Here is an 18,882-nt window from a genome sequence, read left to right as displayed (position 1 = left end):
ATTCCCTTCGATAGAGGCGCTAGCAACGCGCCATTATCCATGGGTGGCCATACGGGTAAAGCGCTAGTGGGTTATTGATGGAAAGTGTACCGATCTTTCCCCGTGTGCTTTGACTCATACAACGCTTCGTCAGCCTTGATCAGGGCCTGGTTGAGGGTATCGCCATCTTCGACCCGGGCCACACCGATGCTGATGGTCACCGGATGCCGGGTGGTTTGCTCACGCACCACCTGGCATAACTCACCGGCCAATGCCTCGACGTCCTCGCGGCGTACGCCTGCCAGATAAATCGCAAACTCCTCGCCACCCAGTCGCGCGTATTCGAACGGTGCCATTACCGCCTTGATGTCTGCTGCGATCCGCTTGAGCACTTCATCGCCGATGTCGTGGCCGTACACATCATTCACTTTCTTGAAGTTGTCGATGTCGATCATCGCCAGGTAATGGTCGTGCTCGCGAGGCGCTGCTTGCAGGCTCTTTTCGGCGCGGGTCATGAACGAGCGGCGGTTGGGGATTTCGGTCAGCGTGTCGTTGTAGGCCTGATCCAGCAACAGCTTGGACATGATGTAGTTGTAGAGCTTGGTCTCGCGCAGCTTCAAAAACGTGTAGATCGTCAAAGCACAGAGGAACACGCTGTAGGCGATGGTCATGACGCCCTTGAGTTCCAGCAGGCCGATACCGGTTCCCATGAAGGGGTTGAGTATCAGCCAGGTGACGACTTGCGCGCCGAAGAACGACCAGCGACTGAGTGGCAGCACGGAGGCGCTGTAAAGCGTGGTGGCGGCAGCGAGCACCAGCCAGATGCCGTGAAACGTCGGCGGCAATCCGTCGATCACCAGCCGTATGCCCAGGGTGATGAGGAACACGAAGGTCAGGTTCAGCCAGTCGAAGTGGCGAGCCTTGCGCGTGAACATCAACACCACGGCGAGCACGGCAAACGCAGCGATGAAGATCATCGAGCGCCAGGTGAAACCCTGATCGCCGAGGAAACTGACGATCAGGTCGAAGGCCAGCCAGATGCCCATGCTGGCCAGATAGATCAGCAGGCAGAACGAATGCAGCCGTTCGAACTCGTGCTGGATGAACTCGTCCCACAGCTCGGCGGGTGCGGTTCGCTTCAGGACTTCGTCTTCAATGGTTTTGTACATTGCTGCCCGGATGCTTGCGCTGGTTGTCGAGAATCACCTGTCCCCACGGCCGGTATCGCAGGGAAAACACTGCACTTTGATGACAGCCGGTGGAAGTGGCATCCGGGGTTGCCGGCTCGGCACGAAAAGCCTCGCCTTCACGGCTGACCTGGCGGAACGCTTCACGCACGATGCCGACGGAGCAGGGCAGTGCGCTGGCATAGCCGTTGCGCACCAGCACTGGCAGGCGTCCGGTACCCGCGCCATCCTGCCACCAGACCTGCGCGCCGGCGGCTGTCAGATCGCCCAGCCATTGGGCGTTGACCGTCGGCGCGAGCTTGCCGGCACTGAAGGCGCTGACATGCAGCGGCGCATCCAGTTTTGCCGCGAAGTCTTTCAACTGACGCTGGAGCGCTGCCCGTCGATCGGCCGCCAGAAAGTGCAAGTCATCCAGCTCCAGTGGCAGATACCAACCGCTGACCGGCAGTTTCCATTCCTGGCGCAACTTCTGTTGCTGCGCCAGCGATTGACCCAGTTGCGCCTGCCAGTAGGCACCGAGGCCGGCGCTATCCAGTTCGTCGATGCGTTTGTAATACGCCGGATCCATCGACAGCCCGAGCACCAGTTGCAGACCTTGTTGTTCGGCGAGTTTCAGGCTGTTGGCGAGCCAGCCATTGGCACCGCCAAAGTCCGAGTCGCCGTACGCGGTCCACTGCACAATCACGGTTCGCGTGCCTTGCCGGCCCGTGTCCTGCCAGACTTTCTGCCACTGCGCCTGGGTCAGGCCAGCGTCGACATTCAGCGGCTGATAGAACACCCGTTCATCGGCCCGTGCGAGAGTGGCGCCCAGCAACAGGCAGAAAAACAACATCCATCGAGCCATCAGAAATTCCACTCCACGCCCAGCAGCACACCGTTGCCGCCTTCATACAGATTGCCGCCCAGCGACTGTTGATATTCGGTGCGTACCGTCAGTTTCGAGCGGTAGGCGTTGTAGCGATCTTCGTCGTACCACCATTGCCAGCGCAGACCGACACCGGTGCGCAGATCCTGGCGCCAGTCGTTGCTCGGATCCTGGCTGGCAAATTCGAGGAAGCCATAAGGCATGATCGTCTGGGCGCCGCTGTTAGGCAGTTTCCAGGCATGCCCCTGTTGGAACCGCGACAGCCACTGGTGATCGCCAGCCTTGGTCCACCAGGCGGCATCGAGGTAGAGGAAACGCTCGTCCCAGTCGTTTTCGTCGACGCGCCAGTCGTTGCGGTATTTGCCCTGATCGAGGAACGAGGCCGTAGCGCGCAACAGGTAGTCGGTGGTGGTGTGGCCGTCCTGGCGGTGATCGTTGATCTGATCCAGCAGTTTTTCCGGCACCAGCATCTGGCCGAGGCTCAGGCTGTGGTTGTCGTCATCGTTGAACTGGCTCTGTTTGTAGATCTCACCGTAGAAGTTGATGTTCTGCGTGCCCCACGGCTTGTAGCGCAGACCGACACCGGCGGCGAGAGATTCGGCGTAACTGGAGCGACCTTGTCCACCCAGCAGTACGCGACCGTACACCGACAGCGTACTGCCGGCGCGGCTTGGTTCATCGCCGAGGGCGTGATCCCACATCGCCAGTTGTACGTTTTGCGAGTCGGCGCGACGGTTCGAACCTTTGCTTTCGTCCGGCCGCACGAAGTCATTGGTCGACACTCCGGCCGGCGACCAGGTGCTGGCAATCGTCCGGCTGTCACGGCGGGAAAGGGTTTCATGAGCGCGACGTTGACGGTAGCGGCGCGCTTCCATGCTGCCATCCTCGTCGTCGGCGGCCACCGGGTTTTGTTCCAGATCGATCACCCGGCGCAGTTCCTTGCGGGCAGAGGCGCTGTCTTCCACTTCGTCATAACGCCAGGCCAGGGTTTCGCCGAGTCGATAATCCTCGGGGAAGTCACGGGTGGCCTGTTGCAGATAGGGGATTGCGGTGGCGCGTTCCTCGCGGGTTTCGGCACCGGCCAGACGCATGCCGTAGTCAGCGCGGTAGCGTGGGTTGTTCGGGTCGCGGCGTACAGCCTCGGCCAGCCACGCAGTGCTTTGCGGCAAGTCCCCGGCCTTTTGCGCGGTGACCGACGCTGCGTAAAAATGCTCGGCGTCCGGCGCTTGTTGCAAAGCTTTGCGCTGACGTTCAAGCGCCTGGGCATGATCGCCACGGGCGTCGGCGATGGCTGCACCGAGGGCCCACTCATTGGCGCCACGCGTGGTGCTTTGCTGCCAGTAACTTTCAGCGGCCTGGCTATCACCGGCATTCAGCGCACTGCGGCTGGCGGTAAGGCGGGCGTTGTCGCTCAGTTCTGTTGCGGGAATGCTGCGCCAGATGGCCAGCGCACCAGCGGAATCGCCAGCGGCTTCGAGAGCGTAGGCCAGTGGCAGCCGGCCGCTGCGGTCGCCGAGTTTTTCCGCTTGCTGATAAAACACGACAGCTTCGCCCGGTCGATCCGGCATCGCACAACGACCCAGGGCACGGTAATCGCCGGCGACCTGCGGGCGGTTGCCGATGGCTTGCTGAACGGCATCGCACTGGCCGTTCTCCGCGAGCTGCGCGAGTAACTGGCCACGGGTGGCGCCATCCACACGGGTAATCAGCAATGCCATTCGTCGTTGCTGTTCCGGTGTCGTGGTTTTCGAAGCTGCATAAAGTCCGGCCAGACGTTGGAGTGCAGTGGCCGGCAAGCGTCCTTGATGACGGTCGAACGCGGTTTCCAGCAACTGTTGCGCCTGTGCGCGATCGCCATTGTTTACCGCCAGATAGGTGGCCTGGTTCAGCGAATTCAGGTTGCCGGTCTGCCGGTAGTGAAGCTCCCACAAGGTCTGGGCTTCGGTCATGCGGCCCATGCGTTGTGACAGTTCTGCCCGACGTTTGACGATTTCAGGCGTTTGAGTCTGGCCGGCCAGCCATGCATCGACCTTGTCGCTGCGCCCCTGATCCTGCCAGACATTCAAGATTTGCTCCTGACGGCGACTATCCCACGGCTGCGGCAGTCGGGTAGTTTGCAGCAGGTCGGTGGCTTGCAGGCGTTGAGCGAGTATCAGCCAGGTTTGCGGGTCGTCGTCCGGTGTGCAGCTGCGAAATTGTTTGAGTGCTGCTTCCGGATCCTGGCGCGACAACCATTCGGCGGTCTCCAGGCAAGGACGCTGCAGGTCGTTGCTCAAACGCTGCACGGTCGGCACGTCTTCGGTCTTGCGTGCCAGTTCCCAAAGGCGCTGGCGTTGCGCCGGGTCGGCCAGATCGGAGTCCGGCAACGACTGAATCCAGCGTTGTGCCTGTTGTTCGTGACCCATGGCGATGGCGCGGTCGACCATCGCCAGGCGGACCTTGCGGGCAGCCTCTGGACTCGGGGCTTGTTGCAGCAGTTGTTGCAGCGGTTTTTCGTCGAGGCGCTGCACGTAAGCATTGGCCAGACGTTGCCAGCCTTCGGCATCCAGCTGTTTACGGGCGGCGAGCGGAGCGAGCTGGTCGATGGTGCCGCTCCAGTCGCGCAGTTGCTCCGACCAGTTGGCCCGCGCCAGACGCAGGATGTTGTCATCGCCCTTGGGCGACAGTTGCGCCAGCCAGTCGTGAGCCTTGGCCGCGCCGCCGAACTTGGCCAGGCTCAGGCTATATGCCTGCCACAGGCGTACGCGGTCATTCAGGCTGCTGGTGGCCATCCAGCTTTCAACCTGAGTACTGGTGGGGGGATCCTGTTCGATCCAGGTCAGGCGCAGGTCGAGGAGGGCGTCGCTGTTTGCCGGCAACGCTTGCATCGCGTCTTTGTAGCGGCGTTGTTTGGCCAGCGATTCAACCAGCAGTGCCCGGGCCTCGTCGTTTTTCGGGACCTTTTCCAGCAAGTGGCGCATCAGACGCTCGACTTCTTTCCAGTTGCCCTTTTTCGCCTCGCGGTAACTGCGGTCCATGTAGGGATAGCTGCGGAACTGTTCAAAATCGCTCAGCGGCGCAGCCTGTAGCGGATATGCAGCGCTCAGGCCCAGCAGCAGGCTGCCCATCAGCAAGGTGTGACGATGCACAGGCTTCATGCGACCTCCCGGACAATGCGGTAGGCGGCTTGCTGTTCGCTGGCCTGATCGGCGAGGGCCTGCTCCAGGACTTCCTGGGTGATCATGCCCCGGGAAATCAGGTGTTCGCCGAGTGATATCTGTTCGGCGTCAAAATCGATCAGCGCCTGATTGAAAAGAGTCGGCGGCACCATGCCGCGTACCTGCAACAGATTGCCCAGCAGCACCTGATGGCGGCTGACCCGCTCCAGCAAGGCTTCATCGTCCTGATGGCGCTCAAGCACTTCGAGCATATGACGCACTTCCTCATTCTGGCGGGGACTGGCATACCAGTAGCGAATCCCCAATGTGACGCGGCCCTGGGGTGCCAGACGGCTACGCACCGGGCGTTTCAATTGACGGCTGATGGCGCCGAGCGAGACCTGGCTGACCGGGCCTTCGGAGGCCAGAATCAGGGTGTCGCCGTCTTCGGCCACCGGCAGCACGCCATAGTGCGACGCGACCCGGCGTGGCACGGCATCGATCAGGCGCTTGTCGAGCTTGAACGGATTGAGCGGCGCCCATTCCAGATCCAGCTGTTCGGCAAGGGTTTGCACAAGTTGTGTGCTGTCGATGTATTCGCGCAGCAGCAATTCGCGCCCCAGGCGACGGCGCACCGGGCTGGTAATCGCTGCTTCCAGTTGCTCTTCGGTCAGCAGACCTTTTTCCACCAGTCGATGGCCGAGCGGTGTGCGTTGTGCCTTGGTCAGTGCCGGGAATTCGTGGGTGGTCTTGTCCCAGGCTACGCGCCGCGAGTCGCCCATCTCCATGACCTGACGCAGGGCGCGCAGGTTGGCGAAGAAGTTGACGAAGTTGCTCCACATCATGCGCGGTGCCGACAACAAGCCTTCCACCAATCCGTAGTAACGGGTAACGAACCAGCCACGCTGGAACAGGCGGTTGAACAGCATCAAGCCGTTGAGCCACAGCAGCACCGAGAGCAACGAGCTGTCGGCGAGGATCGACGGGTAGCGCCATGAGTCAGGGGAAATCACCGTGACCGCCCACATCGCCAGCAGCACCAGGAACAGCAGGTTGACCAGAAAACTCAGCAGGTAGGCGATCAAGCCGCGACGGTCACGCCACAGGAAGTAATTAAGCAGACCCTTGCGGCTCCAGCCGAGGTTCTTGGTGCCCTGGAACACGATGCCGACGATCCATCGCGACTTCTGCCGGATCGCGTGCTGCAGGTCCCGTGGGAAATGTTCACGTACGCAGATCACCTGGGAGAACTCGCGGTTCATCCCGAACACCCAGGGTTGTTCCAGCGCCAGTTTCGGATCGCTGACCGAGTAGCGGGCAAAGATGCACTTCATGCCTTTCTGCTTGAGACGGAAACCGATGTCGTAGTCTTCGGTGAGACTCTGCACATCGAAGGCAATGCCGTCGCCGTCTTCCAGCAGGGCGCTGATGGCTTTACGGCTGAAGCACGTGCCGACCCCGGCGCTCGGCACCTGGCCGGTGAGGGCCTCGCGCACGATGACGTCCTTGCCGTGGTTCTCGGCGAACTCATCGACGTAGTGCCCGGCAGTGAAACCCTTCCATTCCGGTGCGTAGGGGTAGACCGGGATCTGGATCAGGTCCTTGTTGGGCAGCAGGTAGTTGTAGAGGCGCAATTCCATAGGTGAAATCACGTCTTCGGCATCGTGCAGGATGAAGCCGGCGAACTGGATTTTCGCCTCGCTCTCGAAGCGCAGGATCGCGTCGATGATGTTGTTCAGGCAGTCGGCCTTGCTGGTCGGGCCAGGTCGGGCGCACACCACTTTGTGCACGTTGGGGTAGTGCTGGCAGACCGCGTCGACATCGGCCTGGGTTTCGGCGTCGTTGGGGTAGGTGCCGACGAAAATCTGATAGTTCTCATAGTCGATGGTCGAGGCGGCAAGGCGCGCCATCTCGCCGACCACGCCGACTTCGTTCCACGCCGGCACCATGATTGCCAGCGGCTTCTCGGGAATCGAATACAGGCGCTCCTCGTCGGCGCGTTTGAATTTCTCGTAGATCCGCCAGCGCCGGATGAACTTGCGGCTCCAGTAGACGAGGTCGATGAACAGGTCATCGAGGCCGAGGATGAACATCAGCAGGGCGAGGATGATCGCCACATACTTCAGACCAAACAGCACATACGCAAAGAAGTCGACCCAACCCAGACTCATACGCCGTTACCCGCCGCCGAGCGTGCGCTCAGCCAGGCGTGGAGGCGTGTGGCGATGCGTTCACTGGCGTGGCCGTCACCGTACGGACTGTGGACGCGGCTCATGCGTTGGTAGGTTGCTTCGTCATCGAGCAACTGGCTGGCTTCCTTGACGATCTTCGCGGTGTCGGTGCCTACCAGCAACACGGTGCCGCCCTCAAGTACGGAAGGGCGTTCGGTGACGTCACGCAATACCAGCAGCGGCTTGCCGATGGCCGGCGCTTCCTCCTGGACGCCGCCGGAATCGGTCAGGATGAAGTGCGCACGGCCCATCAGCCAGACAAAGTTCGGGTAATCCTGAGGGGCGACCAGATAGATGTTGGGTTTGTCGGCGAGCATGCCGTACACCGCGCTCTGCACCTGCGGATTGAGGTGCACCGGGTAGACGAATTGCACATCCGGGTAACGCAGGGCGAGATCGGCCAGGGCCTGGCAGATGTTCTGGAAACCGTCGCCGAGATTCTCCCGGCGATGGCCGGTGATCAGCACCATGCGACGGCTGTCGTCGAGCACCGACAAGGGGGAATCCGCCGCCGGCCGCCACTGGCTTTGCTGCTGGTGCGTGCGCATCCACAGCAGCGCATCGATTACGGTGTTGCCGGTGATTTCGATGTTGTCCTGCGGCACGCCTTCGCGCAGCAGATTGGCTTCGGCCTTGCCGGTCGGCGGAAAGTGCAGGTCGGCAATGACGCCGGTCAGGCGCCGGTTGGCTTCTTCCGGCCAGGGCGCGCGCAGGTTGCCTGTGCGCAGACCGGCCTCGACGTGGCCGATCGGCAACTGGCGATTGAAGGCGGCGAGGGCGGCGATGAAACTGGTGGTGGTGTCGCCGTGGACCAGCACGATGTCCGGTTTGACCCGTTCGTAGGCCTGATCGAGTTGTGCAAGCAGATGTTGCGAGAGACCGTTGAGGGTCTGGCCCTGGGTCATGACTTGCAGGTCTTCATCGACCGTCAGTTCGAACGCGTCGAGCACTTGCTTGAGCATCTCGCGATGCTGGCCGGTCGAGCAGATGTTGAGTTTGATGTCGGGCCACTGACGCAGAACCCGGGCCAACGGGGCCATTTTGATGGCCTCCGGTCGAGTACCGAAAACCATCATGACGTTAAAGGACATTAGACCCCTCCTGGGACGAAGCAAGGCCGTGGCCGGATAGCCAGCAGCACCTATCTCTTTCTGAGAAATAAAGAAAAGCAGCCGGATGGGAGCTTGTCCAATCCGGCCTCGAGGCTAGTTGTTACAGATCAATTGGAACGAAAGTGCCATTACCTGATGGCTCTTAGGTGGCACTTTCAGGAAAAGTTCCGTGGAGAGGTGCGGGGAAGGGTGCAGAGATTTCGCAGAGTCTGGTAAAGCCAGGCAGTGTCATGTTTTGGCTTGTGCTGAACGGGTGCCGGTTTGATCTTGCCGATGTAGCGAACAAAGGATTGCTCCAGCATTTCCTCATCGCCTATTCCTTTGAAATGTTCCAGCAGCTTTCCGTTCCTGTAGAGCAGGATTGTCGGGAATCCAGAAACGCGCGCGTGTCTGGGTGACTTGTCGACATCAAGCATGTAGCTGTCGGCCCAAGGTTTGAATCCTTCGGCAATTCGCCGGAATACCGGGCTGGCCCAGTGGCAGGCGGGGCATTGCTCACTGTAGAAGTACAAAGCCACCAGCCGTCTGGTTTTCAAGGCTTTGCGATAGGCCGGCGCCAGGGTCGAGTATTCGGATGTCGAGCGCATGGGGACTTACCTGTTCATCTGTTCCGGATGAAATCGACGGTAAGACGAATGATGCCGTTGCCGCTACTGTCAGAGTTGACAGGTGTCGAACACTTTTTTTGTGCAAAGCGCACCGATATGTGGCCCGAATACTCGTCGTGTGTAGCCAACGGTAGCGCGTTGTAATGACACCTCGCGTAACACAAGCTTCACCCTTCTTTTTATCCCTTTGATTCAAAACAAATTTCGATCCATTGCTGATTCCCCTCGAGTCCCGTGGCACACTTTCTGCTGCCTATTCCGTAGTAACAAACCGAGTTCCGGTATAGCGGAATAAACAATCCTCTGGAGTGCTTGCCATGCATCGCCGACCATCCTTGTTCAAAGCGTGTGTTTTTGTTCTCGCGGCTTCGTCCGCTGTCATGGGTATGGCCCAGGCGGCCGACAGCAAGCTCGACAGCGTCCTGGCCCGTGGAAAACTGATCGTGGGCACCGGCAGCACCAACGCGCCGTGGCACTTCCAGGGCGCGGACGGCAAGTTGCAGGGCTTTGATATCGACATCGCCAGGATGGTGGCCAAAGGTCTGTTCAATGACCCGAACAAGGTCGAATTCGTGGTGCAGTCGTCCGATGCGCGGATTCCCAATCTGCTGACCGACAAGGTCGACATGAGCTGCCAGTTCATCACCGTCACCGCCAGCCGCGCGCAGCAAGTGGCGTTCACCTTGCCGTACTACCGCGAGGGTGTCGGCCTGTTGCTGCCGAACAACAGCAAATACAAGGAAATCGAAGACCTGCAGGCCGCCGGCGACAGCGTAACCGTGGCGGTGCTGCAGAACGTGTACGCCGAGGAGTTGGTGCATCAGGCACTGCCCAAGGCCAAGGTCGATCAGTACGACAGCGTCGATCTGATGTATCAGGCCGTGAACTCGGGCCGTGCCGATGCCGCCGCCACCGACCAGTCTTCGGTCAAATACCTGATGGTGCAGAACCCTGGCCGCTACCGCAGCCCGACGTACGCCTGGAGCCCGCAGACCTACGCCTGCGCCGTCAAACGTGGCGATCAGGACTGGTTGAATTTCGTCAACACAACCCTGCATGAGGCCATGACCGGCGTTGAATTCCCGACTTACGCCGCATCGTTCAAGCAATGGTTCGGCGTTGACCTGCCATCGCCTGCCATCGGTTTCCCAGTCGAATTCAAATGATCCCGTGAGAGTGGGGCGCCCTGACGCGCCCCGCTCAAGGTACTGCCAACCATGAACTATCAGTTGAACTTTGCCGCCGTGTGGCGCGATTTCGACACCTTGCTGGCGGGGCTCGGTCTGGGCCTCGAACTGGCGCTGGTGTCGATCGCCATCGGCTGCGTGATCGGCCTGCTGATGGCGTTTGCCTTGCTGTCGAAGCATCGCGCCCTGCGGGTGCTGGCATCGGTGTATGTGACGGTGATCCGTAACACGCCGATCCTGGTGTTGATTCTGTTGATCTACTTTGCATTGCCGAGCCTGGGGATCCGGCTGGACAAGATCCCGTCGTTCATCATCACCCTGTCGCTGTATGCCGGGGCGTACCTGACCGAAGTGTTCCGCGGCGGCTTGTTGAGTATCCCGAAAGGTCAGCGTGAAGCGGGGCTCGCCATCGGCTTGGGCGAGTGGCAGGTGAAGGCCTACGTCACCGTGCCGGTGATGTTGCGCAACGTGCTGCCGGCGCTGTCGAACAACTTCATTTCGCTGTTCAAGGACACCTCGCTGGCCGCCGCGATCGCGGTGCCGGAGCTGACCTATTACGCGCGCAAGATCAACGTCGAAAGCTACCGGGTGATCGAAACCTGGCTGGTGACCACGGCGTTGTATGTCGCGGCCTGTTACCTCATTGCCATGTTGCTGCGTTACCTGGAGCAGCGTCTGGCGATCCGCCGATAGGAGGCTGCGATGTACGAATCCCCCAGCTGGTTGCATGAGTTGTGGATTGCCCGCGAAGCCTTGTGGCAAGGCTTTCTGACCAGTGTGCAGGTGTCGGCGCTGGCGATTCTGTTCGGCACGGTTATCGGCGTATTTGCCGGGCTGATTCTGACCTACGGCAAGTTCTGGATGCGCGCGCCGTTCCGCTTTTATGTCGACCTGATTCGCGGCACCCCGGTGTTCGTGCTGGTGCTGGCCTGCTTCTACATGGCACCGGCGCTGGGTTGGCAGATCAGCGCGTTTCAGGCCGGCGCACTCGGGCTGACGCTGTTTTGCGGCTCCCACGTGGCCGAAATCGTGCGCGGTGCCTTGCAAGCCTTGCCGCGCGGGCAGATGGAAGCGAGCAAGGCCATCGGCCTGACGTTCTATCAATCCCTCGGTTACGTGCTGTTGCCTCAGGCGTTGCGCCAGATCCTGCCGACCTGGGTCAACTCGTCCACGGAAATCGTCAAGGCCTCGACCTTGCTGTCGGTGATCGGCGTGGCCGAGCTGTTGCTCAGCACCCAGCAGATCATCGCCCGGACGTTCATGACCCTGGAGTTTTATCTGTTCGCCGGTTTTCTGTTCTTCGTCATCAACTACGGCATCGAATTACTCGGCCGGCACATTGAAAAGCGGGTGGCCTTGCCATGACTCAAGCTCAAGTTTCCAACGTCCAGAACGGCCAGCCCCTGCTGGACATCCGTGGCCTGCACAAACAGTACGGCGCGGTCGAAGTGCTCAAGGGTGTCGACCTGAGCATGCAGCGCGGCAACGTGGTGACACTGATCGGTTCCAGCGGCTCGGGCAAGACCACGCTGTTGCGTTGCGTGAACATGCTGGAGGAATTCCAGGGCGGGCAGATCCTGCTCGACGGCGAATCCATCGGTTATGACGAACTCAATGGTAAGCGCGTGCGCCACCCGGAAAAAGTCATCGCCCGCCATCGGGCGATGACCGGCATGGCGTTCCAGCAATTCAACCTGTTCCCGCACCTCACCGCGTTGCAGAACGTCACCCTGGGTTTGCTCAAGGTGAAGAAAATGCACAAGGACGAAGCCGTGGTCCTGGCGGAAAAGTGGCTGGAGCGGGTCGGCCTGCTGGAGCGGCGCAATCACTTTCCCGGTCAGTTGTCCGGTGGTCAGCAGCAGCGCGTGGCGATTGCCCGGGCGATTGCGATGAACCCGAGCCTGATGCTGTTCGACGAAGTCACTTCGGCCCTCGACCCGGAACTGGTCGGTGAGGTGCTGAACGTGATCAAGGGCCTGGCCGAGGACGGCATGACCATGTTGCTGGTGACCCACGAAATGCGTTTTGCCTTCGAGGTCTCGGACAAGATCGTTTTCATGAATCAGGGACGCATCGAAGAGCAGGGGCCTCCCAAGGAACTGTTCGAGCGTCCGCAATCGCCGCGGCTGGCTGAGTTTCTCAAAAGCACGCGGTTCTGACTTTTCCACTTTTTCAATCAGGAGACACATCCATGAGCATTACGCGTTACGGCACCGGCAGCACCGCCGCTGGCGGTCAGCCACGTCCATTCGCCCGCGCGGTCGAGGCCGATGGCTGGCTGCACGTTTCCGGCCAGGTGCCGGCGGTGGATGGTGAGATCATTGTCGGGGGCATCGTCGAACAGACGCACCAGACCATGAAGAACCTGATCGCGATTCTTGAAGAAGCCGGTTATGGCCTGGAAGACGTGGTACGCGCCGGCGTATGGCTGGACGATCCGCGGGATTTCAGCAGTTTCAACAAGGTCTTCGGCGAGTACTTCAAGCCCGAACACGCACCGGCCCGGGCCTGTGTGCAGGCGAGCATGATGGTCGACTGCAAGGTCGAGATCGACTGCATTGCGTACAAGAAAAAGGCTTGAGTGTTGACCGTTCCCGCGCAGAGCGTGGGAACGATTTTTCGCGATAAACTCCCGGCACTTTGAATGGGAACCACTGAAAATGACCGAAGACACCATCAAACGCCGGGCACGCGGTCTGGACCGGGCGTTCGATATCCTCGACTTCCTCAAGGAAATCGGCCAGCCACTGCGTCCGAACGACATCGCCAACGGCATCGGCAGCCCGAAATCCACGGTCTACGAACTGGTGGCGTCATTGCTCGAACGGAGGATTCTGGAGTCCGTGGGCAAGGACGGTCACGTCTACCTCGGTCGTCAGCTGTATTTTCTCGGTCAGGCGCATCTGCGGCATTTCGACCTCAGCCGCGAAGCCGATCACGCGTTGCAGGAGATTGTCAGCCAGACCCGGGAAACCGCGCAGATGTGCCTGCTCAACGGGCGCAAATACACGGTGGCGCTGATGAAAGAGGGCGAGCGGCATTTCCGCATTTCTTCCGATATCGGTGAAAACGCTCCAATCCCGTGGACCGCATCCGGACGCCTGCTGCTGGCGCACTTGAGTGACCAGCAGATCAGCGACCTGATCGACCCCGACGACTTCATCCTGCCGGATGGCGAACGCCTGCCGATGGAGACCTTTCTCAAGGAAATCCGTCAGGCCGGCATCGACGGTTTCTTCTCGTTCGACAGTGTCGCCGACACCTTTACCCATTGCTTCGCCGCGCCGGTCAAAGATCCGAGTGGCGTGGCCATCTGTACCCTGTGCATCGTCGCACCGCGCGCCGATGCCAAAACCAACTACAACGACTATCGCCGGGTTCTGATCGAGAGCGCCAACAGCCTCGCCCGGCGTATCAACGAATAACTGCGCCCGCCAGCGGACGCGACTGTGAGGAGTTCGACCATGACGACCGCCAACAACACTGCTGCCGTGGAAAAGGGTGATGCCACTATTGGCGCGCAACTGGTGCGTGACATCAGCCTGCCGGCGCTGGTGCTGCACCGCGAAGCGCTGGAGCACAACATCCACTGGATGCAAAAGTTTGTCAGCGACAGTGGCGCCGAACTCGCACCCCACGGCAAGACCAGCATGACTCCGGCATTGTTCCGTCGTCAGCTCGACGCCGGCGCCTGGGGCATCACCCTGGCCAGCGCCACCCAGACTCGTGCTGCGTACGCCCACGGCGTGCGCCGGGTGTTGATGGCCAACCAACTGGTCGGCACGCCGAACATGGCGTTGATTGCCGAGCTGTTGGCGGCCGATTCGGGTTTCGATTTCTATTGCATGGTCGATCACCCGGACAACGTCGCCGACCTCGGCGCTTACTTCGCATCGCGTGGCGTGCGTCTGAACGTGATGATTGAGTACGGCGTGGTCGGCGGCCGTTGCGGTTGCCGGACTGAGCAGGAAGTCATCGAACTGGCCAAGGCCATTGGCGCGCAACCGGCGCTGGCCCTGACCGGTATCGAAGGTTACGAAGGCGTGATCCATGGCGATCACGCTGTCAGCGGCATTCGTGAATTCGCGGCCTCGCTGGTGCGTCTGGCGGTGCAATTGCAGGACAGTGGCGCGTTCGCCATCGCCAAACCGATCATCACCGCGTCGGGTTCGGCCTGGTACGACCTGATCGCCGAATCGTTCGAAGCGCAGAACGCGGGCGGACGCTTCCTCAGCGTGCTGCGTCCTGGCAGTTACGTGGCTCACGACCACGGCATCTACAAGGAAGCCCAGTGCTGCGTGCTCGACCGTCGCAGCGATTTGCATGAAGGCCTGCGTCCGGCGCTGGAAGTCTGGGCTCATGTGCAATCGATGCCGGAGCCGGGGTTTGCCGTGATAGCCCTGGGCAAGCGTGACGTGGCGTTCGATGCCGGGATGCCGGTGCCGTTGCTGCGTTACAAGGCCGGCGTGGTGCCAGCGGTGGGCGAGGACGTCGGTGCCTGCAAGGTGACGGCGGTGATGGATCAGCACGCGTTCATGACCGTGGCACCGGGCGTGGAATTGCGCGTGGGTGACATCATTTCCTTCGGTACTTCGCACCCATGCCTGACCTTCGACAAGTGGCGCGTGGGGCTGCTGGTGGACGAGCAGCTGTCGGTGATCGAAACCATGGAAACCTGTTTCTGATGAACACGCTCAGTCCATTGGGTCCGAACACCCCGCGCATTGCCCTGATCGGCGAATGCATGATCGAGCTTCAGCAGCGTGCCGACGGCAGCCTGCAACAGAGCTTCGGCGGCGACACGCTGAACACGGCGGTCTATCTGTCCCGCGCCATGGGTGACAAGGCGCAGGTCGATTACGTTACCGCGCTGGGTGACGACAGTTTCAGTGACGCGATGTGCCGCAGTTGGGCCGCTGAAAACATTGGCCTGGATCTGGTCCAGCGCTTGCCCGGTCGTTTGCCGGGCCTGTATTGCATCCAGACCGATGCTGCCGGGGAGCGGCGCTTTCTGTACTGGCGCAACGAGGCGGCCGTTCGCGACTGTTTCACGACCCCGGCGGCCGCGCCGATTCTGGCAGCGCTGCCGGATTACGACGTGCTGTATTTCAGCGGTATCACGCTGGCGGTGCTCGGCGTGAAGGGTCGGGAGAAACTGATCGAGACCTTGATCGAAGCCCGCCAGCGCGATGCGCGGATCGTCTTCGACAACAATTACCGGCCACGGCTATGGGCCTCGGTAGAAGAGGCGCGGGTGGCGTATCGCAGCGTGTTGCCTCACGTGGATCTGGCGTTACTGACGGTGGACGACGAACAGGCGCTGTTCCATTTCGAAGATTGTGACGCGGTGTTTGAGGCGTACGCGCAGATCGGTACACCGGAAGTAGTGCTCAAGCGCGGTGCCGAAGCCTCTCTGATCCGTTGCGACGGGGAAGCGTTCGAAGTGCCGGCACAGAAGGTCGAGAAGGTGGTGGACACCACGGCGGCGGGGGATTCGTTCAGTGCGGCGTATCTGGCCAGTCGCTTGTCAGGCGCAAGTCCCGCGCAGGCGGCGGAGGCGGGGCACTGCTTGGCCAGTCAGGTCATTCAAGTGCCTGGAGCACTGATCCCCAGGGCGTGAATCCGATCCCTTAAGGCGCTGCCGAAGCTGCGCCTTCAGGGCACTGGATCAGTCGCGGAAAAACACCTGCACCAAGTGGTAGCCGAACTTGCTCTTGATCGGCCCGTGCACGGTGCGCAGCGGTTTCTTGAAGATCACCGCGTCGATGGCGCCGACCATCTGCCCCGGCCGCACTTCACCCAGATCGCCGCCGCGCTTGCCGGACGGGCAGGTCGAAAACTTCTTCGCCAGCACATCGAACGCTTCACCGTTGGCGATGCGTTGTTTGAGTTTTTCAGCCTCATCGGCAGTCTTGACCAGAATGTGGCGGGCTTGGGCTTTCATCGTGCAATACCTGTAGCGGGGTGACGGCGGGGCGCGGATTATGCCTCAAGTCACGGGTTTTGGCTGATCATCGTACGGATCTTGCCAGCCAGAAGATCAATGGAGAACGGCTTGGCCACCATGTCCATGCCGTCCTCCAGGAAACCCTGGCGTTCGGCGGCTTTCTGCGCATAGCCAGTCATGAACAACACTTTGAGCCCCGGACGGTGCTGGCGGGCGATTTCCGCCAGTTGCCTGCCGTTCATGCCCGGCAGGCCGACATCGGTCACCAGCAGGTCGACACGCAGGTCTGACTCCAGCAACGGCAGGGCACCTTTGGCATCTTCGGCCTCGTGGGCGCGATAGCCCAGCTCCTTGAGCAAGTCCATGACCAGCATGCGTACCGCCGGATCGTCTTCGACCACCACCACGGTTTCGCCGGTTGCGGCAGCGGGAGTCTGCGTCACCGTTTCAGTCACCGCCGGCTCCGCCACCAGAGAATGCAGCCGAGGCAGGTACAGGCGTACGCAGGTACCCTGGCCCGGCAGGCTGTCGAGGCTGACATGCCCGCCGGATTGCTGGGCAAAACCATAAATCATCGACAACCCGAGCCCGGTGCCCTGGCCAATCGGTTTGGTGGTGAAGAACGGATCGAAGGCTTTCGAACGGACCGACGGTGTCATGCCGGTACCGTTGTCGCTCACCGCCAGCATCAGGTAATCACCGGCCTTGACCGGTTCCAGGGTGGTGATGTCGTTACCATCGAGATAAACGTTGGCCGTTTCGATCAGCAGTTCGCCGCCATCCGGCATGGCGTCGCGGGCGTTGATCACCAGGTTGAGCAGGGCGTTTTCCAATTGGCTGACATCGGTGCTGACGGGCCAGACGTTGTCGGCCAGGCGCAAGGTCAGTTCGATCGGGTCGCCTTTGGTGCGGCGGATCAGGTCCTCCAGCGAATGGATCAGTTCATTGACGTTGAGGGTCTTGCGATCCAGCGACTGGCGTCGGGAGAACGCCAGCAAGCGGTGGGTCAACGCCGCGGCGCGATTGGCCGATGACACGGCCGCGTCGGTGAACCGGCCGATCTCATCGGCGCGGCCACTGGCGATGTAGCGTTGCATCAGGTCGAGGCTGCCGATGATCCCGGTCAACATGTTGTTGAAGTCATGGGCGATGCCGCCGGTGAGCTGGCCGACTGCTTCCATTTTCTGAGCGTGGCGCAGCGCGTCTTCGGCGCGTTCGCGTTCGAACATTTCGTTCTGCAGGCGCTGGTTGGCCTGGGCCAGTTGCTGGGTGCGCGCACTGACGCGTTCCTCAAGGGTTTCATTGAGGTTGCGCAGGGCTTCTTCGGTCTTTTTGCGTTCGGTCTCGTCGATCACGAAGATGTAGAAACCGTTCACCGCGCCGTCCGGGCCATGGCGCGGCAGGTAGTTCATCAGGGCGTGGCGTTGAGTGCCATCTCGATGGGGGGTGTACAGACTGAACGAGCAAGGGCGGCCGGCGAGGGCTTCGGCGATGTACGGGGCGCGCAGAAAGTAGGACTCTTCGCCGATCACTTCGCGGATCGTGCGACCGTACAGCTCCTGCGGGGTCAGCCCGTACCATTCCAGGTATGCGGCGTTGTTCAGGCGAAAACGCTCTTCGCGATCAACGTAACTGATCAGGATCGGCATCGCGTTAATGATCAGTTGCAACTCGGTCTGGCTTTGGCGCAGGGCCTGTTCGGTGTGTTTGCGCTCGGTCAGGTCGAGCGCCGCGCCGAGAAAGCGCATTGGCCGCCCGTGATGATCCTTGTAGCAACGCCCGCGGGCGAAGACCCAGCGCACGTCGCCATTGGCCTGCAACAGACGGTATTCCTCGGCGTATTCGGTGCCATGGGTGATGCAATGTTTGATGCTGCGGGCGATCAGCGCGCGGTCCTCGGGATGCACGCCGTGCAGGTATTCACTGATCGGCAACTGGCTGGCCAATGCCGGGTCGACCCCGTGCAACTGGGCGAAGTGCGCATCGGCGATGAAACGGTCCTGACCGATGTCCCAGTCCCAGGTGCCAACCGCGTCGGTGGCCGCCAGCGCCAGTTGCAGGCGCTCCTCGGTCTGTTTTTGCGCCTTGAGGCTTTCTTCGGAACGCTGCTTGAGTTCCAGGGCAATGCGCCGGCGTTCGTTGGTTTCGATGGCGGTGACCAGAATGCCGGCCACTTGCGCGCTTTCGTCGCGAATCGGGCTGTAAGTCAGGTCCAGCCATAAGTCGGATTCCTTGCCGTCCCGTTGCAGGGTGAAGCGTCGCTCGCTGTAGGTTCTCACCTGGCCTTGTAGGACGGCGCTGTAAATCGGGTCGGTAAAGTCTCGAAGTTCAGGCCATATCTGGTGCGCCGGCTGTCCGAAAGCGTGTGGATGCTTGTTGCCGGCCAGTACCGCGAAGCCGTTGTTGTAGATCTGGGTGAGCTGCGGACCCCACAACAGCAGCATCGGCATCGGTGAGTGAATCACGATGTCCACCGCGGTGCGCAGGCTCTGCGGCCAGGTGCCGGCGCTGCCGAGCGGGCTGCGGCTCCAGTCGGTGCGGGCGATCAATGCCTGGGCGTCGTTGGTGTTCGGTACAGCGTTCATCACATCAGTCCTGAGCGTCGGTCGGTGAGGCGGCGTCTACTATC

16 protein-coding genes are annotated in these 18,882 nt (G+C 61.0%); 8 read left to right on the top strand and 8 right to left on the bottom strand.

The genetic code is table 11. The features are described 5' to 3' along the window. Positions 1–71 precede the first annotated feature (71 nt). The 6 genes from IF189_RS15400 to IF189_RS15375 all read right to left on the bottom strand — a co-directional run bounded on the left by IF189_RS15400 (position 72) and on the right by IF189_RS15375 (position 9,098). On the bottom strand, positions 72–1,148 hold the full coding sequence (locus IF189_RS15400) for a sensor domain-containing diguanylate cyclase (RefSeq protein WP_134827107.1): 1,077 nt from the start codon (positions 1,146–1,148) through the stop codon (positions 72–74). Beyond that, entirely contained in the window at positions 1,132–2,010 is an 879-nt protein-coding gene (locus IF189_RS15395) for a DUF4434 family protein (RefSeq protein WP_134827106.1), read from the bottom strand. The genes IF189_RS15400 and IF189_RS15395 overlap by 17 nt, the downstream gene beginning before the upstream one ends. Next, positions 2,010–5,168: an NfrA family protein gene (locus IF189_RS15390; protein ID WP_192551825.1), complete on the bottom strand. Its 3,159-nt coding sequence runs from the start codon at positions 5,166–5,168 to the stop codon at positions 2,010–2,012. Before IF189_RS15390 ends, IF189_RS15395 begins: the two co-directional genes overlap by 1 nt. Then, entirely contained in the window at positions 5,165–7,339 is a 2,175-nt protein-coding gene (gene nrfB, locus IF189_RS15385; RefSeq protein WP_134827104.1) for a cyclic di-3',5'-guanylate-activated glycosyltransferase NrfB, read from the bottom strand. The genes IF189_RS15390 and nrfB overlap by 4 nt, the downstream gene beginning before the upstream one ends. Further along, on the bottom strand, positions 7,336–8,490 hold the full coding sequence (gene wecB / locus IF189_RS15380; protein ID WP_134827103.1) for a non-hydrolyzing UDP-N-acetylglucosamine 2-epimerase: 1,155 nt from the start codon (positions 8,488–8,490) through the stop codon (positions 7,336–7,338). The genes nrfB and wecB overlap by 4 nt, the downstream gene beginning before the upstream one ends. Before the next feature lie 176 nt (positions 8,491–8,666). Continuing rightward, positions 8,667–9,098 carry a thioredoxin family protein gene (locus IF189_RS15375; RefSeq protein ID WP_134827102.1) on the bottom strand — a complete coding sequence of 144 codons (432 nt, stop codon included), beginning with the start codon at positions 9,096–9,098 and terminating at the stop codon, positions 8,667–8,669. A 338-nt stretch (positions 9,099–9,436) separates the two neighbouring features. On the opposite strand from IF189_RS15375, the gene IF189_RS15370 reads away from it, so the two are divergent. The 8 genes from IF189_RS15370 to IF189_RS15335 all read left to right on the top strand — a co-directional run bounded on the left by IF189_RS15370 (position 9,437) and on the right by IF189_RS15335 (position 15,926). Further along, a complete protein-coding gene (locus tag IF189_RS15370) occupies positions 9,437–10,285 on the top strand; it encodes a transporter substrate-binding domain-containing protein (RefSeq protein WP_085710070.1) in 849 nt (282 codons plus the stop codon). Between the two features lie 51 nt (positions 10,286–10,336). Then, on the top strand, positions 10,337–10,999 hold the full coding sequence (locus tag IF189_RS15365) for an amino acid ABC transporter permease (protein WP_059405928.1): 663 nt from the start codon (positions 10,337–10,339) through the stop codon (positions 10,997–10,999). A 9-nt stretch (positions 11,000–11,008) separates the two neighbouring features. Further along, the gene (locus tag IF189_RS15360; RefSeq protein WP_114883423.1) at positions 11,009–11,671 is read left to right on the top strand and encodes an amino acid ABC transporter permease; all 663 of its coding nucleotides are present in this window, start codon (positions 11,009–11,011) and stop codon (positions 11,669–11,671) included. Next, positions 11,668–12,465: an amino acid ABC transporter ATP-binding protein gene (locus IF189_RS15355; protein ID WP_007960239.1), complete on the top strand. Its 798-nt coding sequence runs from the start codon at positions 11,668–11,670 to the stop codon at positions 12,463–12,465. Before IF189_RS15360 ends, IF189_RS15355 begins: the two co-directional genes overlap by 4 nt. Before the next feature lie 32 nt (positions 12,466–12,497). Continuing rightward, entirely contained in the window at positions 12,498–12,887 is a 390-nt protein-coding gene (locus tag IF189_RS15350) for a RidA family protein (protein ID WP_007912330.1), read from the top strand. Between the two features lie 79 nt (positions 12,888–12,966). Further along, positions 12,967–13,731, top strand: coding sequence for an IclR family transcriptional regulator (locus tag IF189_RS15345; protein ID WP_192551824.1), 765 nt, complete (start codon positions 12,967–12,969; stop codon positions 13,729–13,731). A 39-nt stretch (positions 13,732–13,770) separates the two neighbouring features. Further along, positions 13,771–14,991 carry an amino acid deaminase gene (locus tag IF189_RS15340; RefSeq protein WP_134827101.1) on the top strand — a complete coding sequence of 407 codons (1,221 nt, stop codon included), beginning with the start codon at positions 13,771–13,773 and terminating at the stop codon, positions 14,989–14,991. Next, entirely contained in the window at positions 14,991–15,926 is a 936-nt protein-coding gene (locus IF189_RS15335; protein ID WP_192551823.1) for a sugar kinase, read from the top strand. The genes IF189_RS15340 and IF189_RS15335 overlap by 1 nt, the downstream gene beginning before the upstream one ends. 48 nt (positions 15,927–15,974) lie before the next feature. Here the strand turns inward: IF189_RS15335 and IF189_RS15330 are convergent, their stop codons facing one another. Together IF189_RS15330 and IF189_RS15325 are read right to left on the bottom strand one after the other, a co-directional pair. Next, entirely contained in the window at positions 15,975–16,250 is a 276-nt protein-coding gene (locus IF189_RS15330; RefSeq protein WP_065260528.1) for a peptidylprolyl isomerase, read from the bottom strand. Between the two features lie 50 nt (positions 16,251–16,300). Then, a complete protein-coding gene (locus IF189_RS15325; RefSeq protein ID WP_192551822.1) occupies positions 16,301–18,838 on the bottom strand; it encodes a PAS domain-containing protein in 2,538 nt (845 codons plus the stop codon). Between the last annotated feature and the right edge of the window lie 44 nt (positions 18,839–18,882).

The sequence above is a fragment of the Pseudomonas sp. IzPS59 genome (assembly GCF_014863505.1).
Taxonomy (GTDB): Bacteria; Pseudomonadota; Gammaproteobacteria; order Pseudomonadales; family Pseudomonadaceae; genus Aquipseudomonas; species Aquipseudomonas kribbensis.
This window is presented reverse-complemented; position numbering and strand designations above follow the sequence as displayed.